General features: G+C 68.6%; 6 protein-coding genes and 1 pseudogene. 6 read left to right on the top strand and 1 reads right to left on the bottom strand.

Annotation, left to right across the window (positions count from 1 at the left end):
• Window positions 1-187 precede the first annotated feature (187 nt).
• The 6 genes and pseudogenes from alr (at window position 188) to tsaD (ending at window position 5,009) form a co-directional block, all read left to right on the top strand.
• Window positions 188-1,342, top strand: a complete 1,155-nt coding sequence (gene alr, locus A5707_RS01185) for an alanine racemase (RefSeq protein WP_065012707.1) — start codon at window positions 188-190, stop codon at window positions 1,340-1,342.
• 71 nt (window positions 1,343-1,413) lie between these two features.
• On the top strand, window positions 1,414-2,463 hold the full coding sequence (locus A5707_RS01180; RefSeq protein ID WP_065012706.1) for an alpha/beta fold hydrolase: 1,050 nt from the start codon (window positions 1,414-1,416) through the stop codon (window positions 2,461-2,463).
• Window positions 2,456-2,920 (top strand): tRNA (adenosine(37)-N6)-threonylcarbamoyltransferase complex ATPase subunit type 1 TsaE, encoded by a 465-nt coding sequence (gene tsaE / locus A5707_RS01175; RefSeq protein WP_065012705.1) that lies wholly within the window; start codon window positions 2,456-2,458, stop codon window positions 2,918-2,920. The genes A5707_RS01180 and tsaE overlap by 8 nt, the downstream gene beginning before the upstream one ends.
• Window positions 2,920-3,528: pseudogene (gene tsaB, locus A5707_RS24280) on the top strand (tRNA (adenosine(37)-N6)-threonylcarbamoyltransferase complex dimerization subunit type 1 TsaB); the annotation flags it as partial. The gene tsaE and the pseudogene tsaB, both read left to right, overlap by 1 nt.
• A 9-nt stretch (window positions 3,529-3,537) precedes the next feature.
• A complete protein-coding gene (rimI, locus tag A5707_RS24275) occupies window positions 3,538-3,984 on the top strand; it encodes a ribosomal protein S18-alanine N-acetyltransferase (RefSeq protein WP_232000589.1) in 447 nt (148 codons plus the stop codon).
• Complete coding sequence (tsaD, locus tag A5707_RS01165; protein WP_065012704.1) at window positions 3,981-5,009, top strand: tRNA (adenosine(37)-N6)-threonylcarbamoyltransferase complex transferase subunit TsaD; 1,029 nt, start codon at window positions 3,981-3,983, stop codon at window positions 5,007-5,009. Before rimI ends, tsaD begins: the two co-directional genes overlap by 4 nt.
• A 5-nt stretch (window positions 5,010-5,014) precedes the next feature.
• On the opposite strand, the gene A5707_RS01160 is transcribed toward tsaD, so the two are convergent.
• Entirely contained in the window at window positions 5,015-5,662 is a 648-nt protein-coding gene (locus A5707_RS01160; RefSeq protein WP_065012703.1) for a C39 family peptidase, read from the bottom strand.
• Between the last annotated feature and the right edge of the window lie 109 nt (window positions 5,663-5,771).

Raw genomic sequence — 5,771 nt, 5'->3', positions numbered from 1 at the left:
GAACCTGGACAAGGTCAAGCCCGGCGGGCACTTCGACGAGCAGCACTTCGCCCACTGAGCTTGGCGATCGGCCGCTCCTCCGCGCCGAGTGTGCGGTTTCATACGCAACACGCCGGGAAGAGCGTATGAAACCGCACAATCGGGGTGTAGCGGCCTCCACGCCCGCTTCTGGGACAATAGCGGGGAGATGACTGCGATTTCCCAGACGAGCGGCCTGATCGCCGAGGCGGTCGTCGACCTCGGTGCCATTGCACACAACGTGCGGGTCCTGCGCGAGCACGCCGGGCCCGCGCAGCTGATGGCCGTCGTCAAGGCCGACGGATACGGTCACGGCGCCACGCCCGTGGCCCGCGCGGCGCTGGGCGCCGGCGCCACCGAACTCGGCGTGGCCACGATCGAGGAAGCGCTCGCCTTGCGCGCCGACGGCATCACGGCACCGGTGCTGGCGTGGCTGCATCGGCCCGGCACCGACTTTGCTCCGGCGGTGAGCGCCGACATCCAGATCGCCGTGTCCTCGCTGCGCCAACTCGACGAACTGCTCGACGCTGTGCGCCGCACCGGTCAGACGGCGACGGTGACGGTGAAGGCCGACACCGGGATGAACCGCAACGGGGTCCGTGTCGCCGAATACCCGTCGATGCTGACCGCGCTGCGCCGCGCCGTCGCCGACGATGCCATCCAGGTGCGTGGATTGATGTCGCATCTGGCGTGCGCCGACGAGCCCGCGCATCCCGCCAACGACCTACAGGCTCAACGGTTCGACGACATGCTGGCGCAGGCCCGGGATCAGGGTGTGCACTTCGAGGTGGCGCATCTGGCGAACTCGCCGGCCGCGCTGACCCGCCGCGACTTTTGCTTCGACATGGTGCGGCCCGGCATCGCGGTCTACGGGCTCAACCCCTTCCCGCAGCGCGATGACCTGAACCTGGTGCCGGCGATGACGGTCAAATGTGTTGTCGCGCTGGTTCGCTCGGTGCGCGCCGGTGAAGGGGTGTCCTATGGGCATACGTGGATCGCCGAGCGTGACACCAATCTGGCGTTGCTGCCGCTGGGCTACGCCGACGGCGTGTTCCGCTCGCTGAGCGGTCGCCTCGATGTGCTGATCAACGGCAGACGCCGCCGCAGCGTGGGGCGGGTTTGCATGGACCAGTTCGTGGTCGATCTGGGCCCGGGTACACCAGACGTCACTGAGGGCGACGAGGCGATTCTGTTCGGGCCGGGCACCCAGGGGGAACCCACCGCGCAGGACTGGGCTGACCTACTGGGCAGCATCCACTACGAAGTGGTAACAAGCCCCCGTGGTCGTGTTACCCGAACGTATCTCGAGGCCGAAAGTCGTTGAGCGGCGACGGTCTTGACGACGCGCACCCGGCCCGAGCAGGACTTGCCCGCTGGCTGGCCGGTGCGGCCGGTATGGGTGCGGTGGGCACGATAGCCGGAGTGACGGTCGCTCGGCAGGTCACTCGGCGCGTCATCGCAGACGACCCCTACGTCCACGAGAATTTCGAGGCGCTCGACGGCGACCGCAGCTATGTGGTGACGACGCCCGATGGGGTCCCACTGGCCGTGCGTGAGGTGGGGCCCGTCGACGCCCCGCTGACCGTGGTGTTCGCGCACGGCTTCTGTCTTCGGATGGGCGCCTTCTACTTTCAGCGCAAGCGGTTGTGCGAAGAGTGGGGCTCGCGGGTCCGGATGATCTTCTACGACCAGCGCGGGCACGGCCGTTCGGGTGAAGCGCCGCCGGAAACCTACACGGTGTCGCAGTTGGGCATGGATTTGGAGACCGTGTTGCAGGTGATCGCGCCGCGGGGCCCGATCGTGCTGGTCGGTCATTCGATGGGCGGCATGACCGTGTTGTCGCATGCCAGGCAGTACCCGCACCACTACGGCAGCCGGATCGTCGGCGCGGCGCTGATTTCGTCTGCAGCCGAAGGTGTTTCGAGGTCGCCGTTGGGTGAGATCCTGGAGAACCCGGCGCTGAACGCCATTCGGTTAGCGGCCCGGTCGGCGCCGAAGCTGGTACACCGCGGCCGCAACGCGGCGCGTTCGGTGATCGGACCGATTCTGCGGGCAGCGTCTTATGGCGATTTCGACGTCAGCCCCAGCGTGGTGGCGTTTTCGCAGAAGATGATGCACGGCACGCCGATTCCGACGATGGTCGAGTTCCTGCACGCGCTGGAGGTGCACGACGAAACCGCTTCGCTGCCCACGCTGGGGAAAATTCCGACCCTGATCGTCTGCGGTGATCACGACCTGCTCACCCCTGACGAATATTCGCGGCGGATGGCCGATGCGCTGCCCAACTCGGAGCTGATCATCATGTCCAGGGCCGGTCATTTGGTGCTGCTGGGCAAGCCGGAGCGGATCAACGACGCCTTGGTGCGGCTGGTCAGGCGAGCCACGCCGGGCCGACTGGCGGCGCTGAGCCGGCGGTGGCGCGAACGGTCGTGGCGGCGTGGCTGAACTCGGCGGCGGCACGGCGACCCTGGCGCAGGTAGAAGACACGATCGCGCTCGGGTCTCGGTTGGGCGCACAGCTGCGCACCGGAGACGTGGTGGTGCTCTCCGGTCCGCTTGGCGCCGGAAAGACCGTGCTTGCCAAGGGAATTGCGGAGGCGTTGGATGTCGAGGGGCCGGTCACGTCGCCGACGTTCGTGCTGGCGAGGGTGCATCCGCCGAGGCGCGCCGGCGCGCCGGCGATGATCCATGTCGACGTCTACCGGCTGCTGGATCACCAGGGGACCGATCTGCTCGGCGAGCTCGATTCGCTGGACCTCGACACCGATCTCGACGACGCCGTCGTCGTCGTGGAGTGGGGCGAGGGGCTGGCCGAACGACTTTCCGAACGTCACCTCGACATTCGTCTCGAGCGGATCACCAACTCCGACGTGCGCACCGCGACCTGGCAGTGGAGCTGCTGATGCCGCGCCGCATCCTGGCCCTCGACACCGCCACCCCGTCGGTCACGGCGGGAATCGTCACCGACGCACTCGAGGTGCTGGCCGAGCGCATCACCGTCGACGCCCGCGCCCATGCCGAGCGGCTCACGCCGAACGTGTTGGGCGCGCTCACCGATGCCGGGCTGACGATGGCCGACCTCGACGCCGTCGTGGTCGGTTGCGGTCCTGGCCCGTTCACCGGCCTGCGGGTGGGGATGGCGACCGCGGCGGCCTACGGGCACGCGCTGGGCATCCCGGTGTACGGCGTGTGCAGCCTGGACGCCATCGGGGGGCAGACGACCGGCGAGACGCTGGTTGTCACCGACGCGCGCCGGCGTGAAATCTATTGGGCCCGTTACCGCGCCGGTGTGCGCGTCGACGGGCCGGCCGTCAATGCGCCCGCTGATGTGAACCCCGGCGCGGCGCGCGAGGTGGCCGGATCCCCCGAACATGCGGCGCTGTTCGACCTGCCGCGCTGCGAGCCGACCCACCCGACGCCGGCAGGGCTGGTAGCCGCGGTGGACTGGTCGGACGAGCCGGCGCCGCTGGTGCCGTTGTATCTGCGTCGGCCGGACGCCAAACCAGCGGCGGAGCGCAGCGTGGTGTTCGGGCCGCTCACGCCCGCGGATGCCAAGCGATGTGCCGAACTGGAGGCGCTGCTGTTTCCCGGCGACGATCCGTGGCCCAAGGCCGCATTCATCCGCGAACTCGCCGCCAAGCACAACCATTACGTCGCCGCGCGCATCGGCGACCTGCTGTTGGGATACGGCGGCATCTCACGGTTGGGCCGCACGCCGCCGTTCGAGTACGAGGTGCACACCATCGGTGTTGACCCGGGCTATCAGGGCCGCGGCATCGGACGCCGGCTGCTGGGCGAGCTGCTGGACTTCGCCGACGGCGGCGTTGTCCACTTGGAGGTCCGCACCGACAACGCGGCGGCGATCGCGCTGTACCGCAGCGTCGGGTTCACCGATGTCGGGCTGCGTCGACGGTACTACCGGATCAGTGGCGCTGATGCTTACACGATGCGACGGGACCCGGCATGAGTCTCACCATTTTGGCGATTGAAAGCTCCTGCGACGAAACGGGTGTCGGCATCGCCCGACTCGACTCCGGCGGCACCGTGACACTGCTGGCCGACGAGGTGGCATCCAGCGTCGACGAGCACGTCCGGTTCGGCGGCGTGGTGCCCGAGATCGCCTCGCGAGCACATCTGGAGGCACTCGGCCCGACGATGCGCCGCGCGTTGGCGGCGGCCGGCATCACCCGGCCAGATGTCGTCGCAGCCACCATCGGACCCGGACTGGCCGGCGCGCTGCTGGTGGGAGTGGCTGCGGCCAAAGCCTATTCGGCCGCGTGGGATGTGCCGTTCTACGCGGTCAACCATTTGGGCGGGCATTTGGCCGCCGACGTCTACGAGCACGGGCCGCTGCCGCCCAGCGTGGCGTTGCTGGTATCCGGCGGGCACACCCATCTGTTGCACGTCCGGTCACTGGCCGAACCGATCGTCGAGTTGGGCGGCACCGTCGACGACGCCGCCGGGGAGGCCTACGACAAGGTGGCCCGGCTACTGGGGCTCGGCTATCCGGGCGGCAAGGTGCTCGACGAGCTGGCCCGCACCGGTGACCGCGACGCAATCGTGTTCCCGCGCGGCATGACTGGGCCGCGCGATGACCCGCACGCATTCAGCTTCTCCGGTCTCAAGACCGCCGTCGCCCGGTACGTGGAAAGCCATCCCGACGCCTGGACCGCCGACATCGCGGCTGGCTTCCAGGAGGCCGTCGCTGACGTGCTGACGATGAAGGCGGTGCGCGCCGCCACTGAGCTCGGAGTCTCGACTCTGCTGATCGCCGGCGGCGTGGCAGCCAACTCGCGGCTGCGGGAGCTGGCCGAAGAGCGTTGTGCCGCAGCAGGGTTAGCGCTGCGGATTCCGCGGCCGCGGCTGTGCACCGACAACGGCGCGATGATCGCTTCGTTTGCGGCGCATCTGGTCTCGGCCGGCGCGCCGCCGTCGCCACTGGACGTGGCCAGCGACCCGGGTCTGCCGGTGGTGCGCGGACAGCTGCGCTGACCGGTTTATTGGTTGCCGGTTTGCTGGGTGACGATGAGCAGGTTGTCGCTGGTGGACCAGGCTTGGGCGAAAGTGGCCATCGGGATTTGCTCGTCGCGGCCGGTGGGGATGCCGCTGTCGTTGAGGTGCACGGTGTCGTCGCGGGTGTCGACCCCGGTGACCACGACGGCGTGGTCGGGGTCGGTCCGCTGGCCCTGGCCCGGGGGATAGTTCCAGATGGTTTCGGCGTTGAGCCCGGCGATCACCTTGTGGCCGCCGGCCAGATCCTGCTCCAAGGTCTCCATGGTGTTGCCGGTAGTCAGCTCGGATTGGATGCCGTAGTGCTGGAGCAGCACGACCATGTCCTGCGGGGAGGTGCCGTCGAACTCGTAAATGGAGCCGCGGTGCGACTCGCTCTTGGTGAACAGGCCGCGTAGCTCGATGCCGATCTGGGTGGGCTCGTGGCCGGTGAGCTGGCCGACCACGTCGGCAACGGCCATCAGCCCGCAGTCTTCCTGATGCTGGTAGCGCCAGTACGGGGCGGCGGCTTCGGGATTGCCATACATTTGGCCGTTCGGGTCGGCGGTGCTGACCCCGGCTCCGCCGAGCGCGGCCGCGACGATCATCGTGGCCACGCCGGCGCTGCGGATGGCGGTGCGGATGCCGGTGAACATGACCTCAAGTATCAGCGATGGTCACCCCTTTGCGCGAGCGTGCTCAGTGTCATCGTGAGGGCGCTGCGTGCGGCGTGTCTGCGTGACGGTGGCCGTGTCGTGGTGGTTG

The organism is Mycobacterium kyorinense (assembly GCF_001672775.1).
Taxonomy (GTDB): Bacteria; Actinomycetota; Actinomycetes; order Mycobacteriales; family Mycobacteriaceae; genus Mycobacterium; species Mycobacterium kyorinense_A.
The sequence above is the reverse complement of the archived record's forward strand: the minus strand, read 5'-3'. Positions and strand labels throughout refer to the sequence as shown.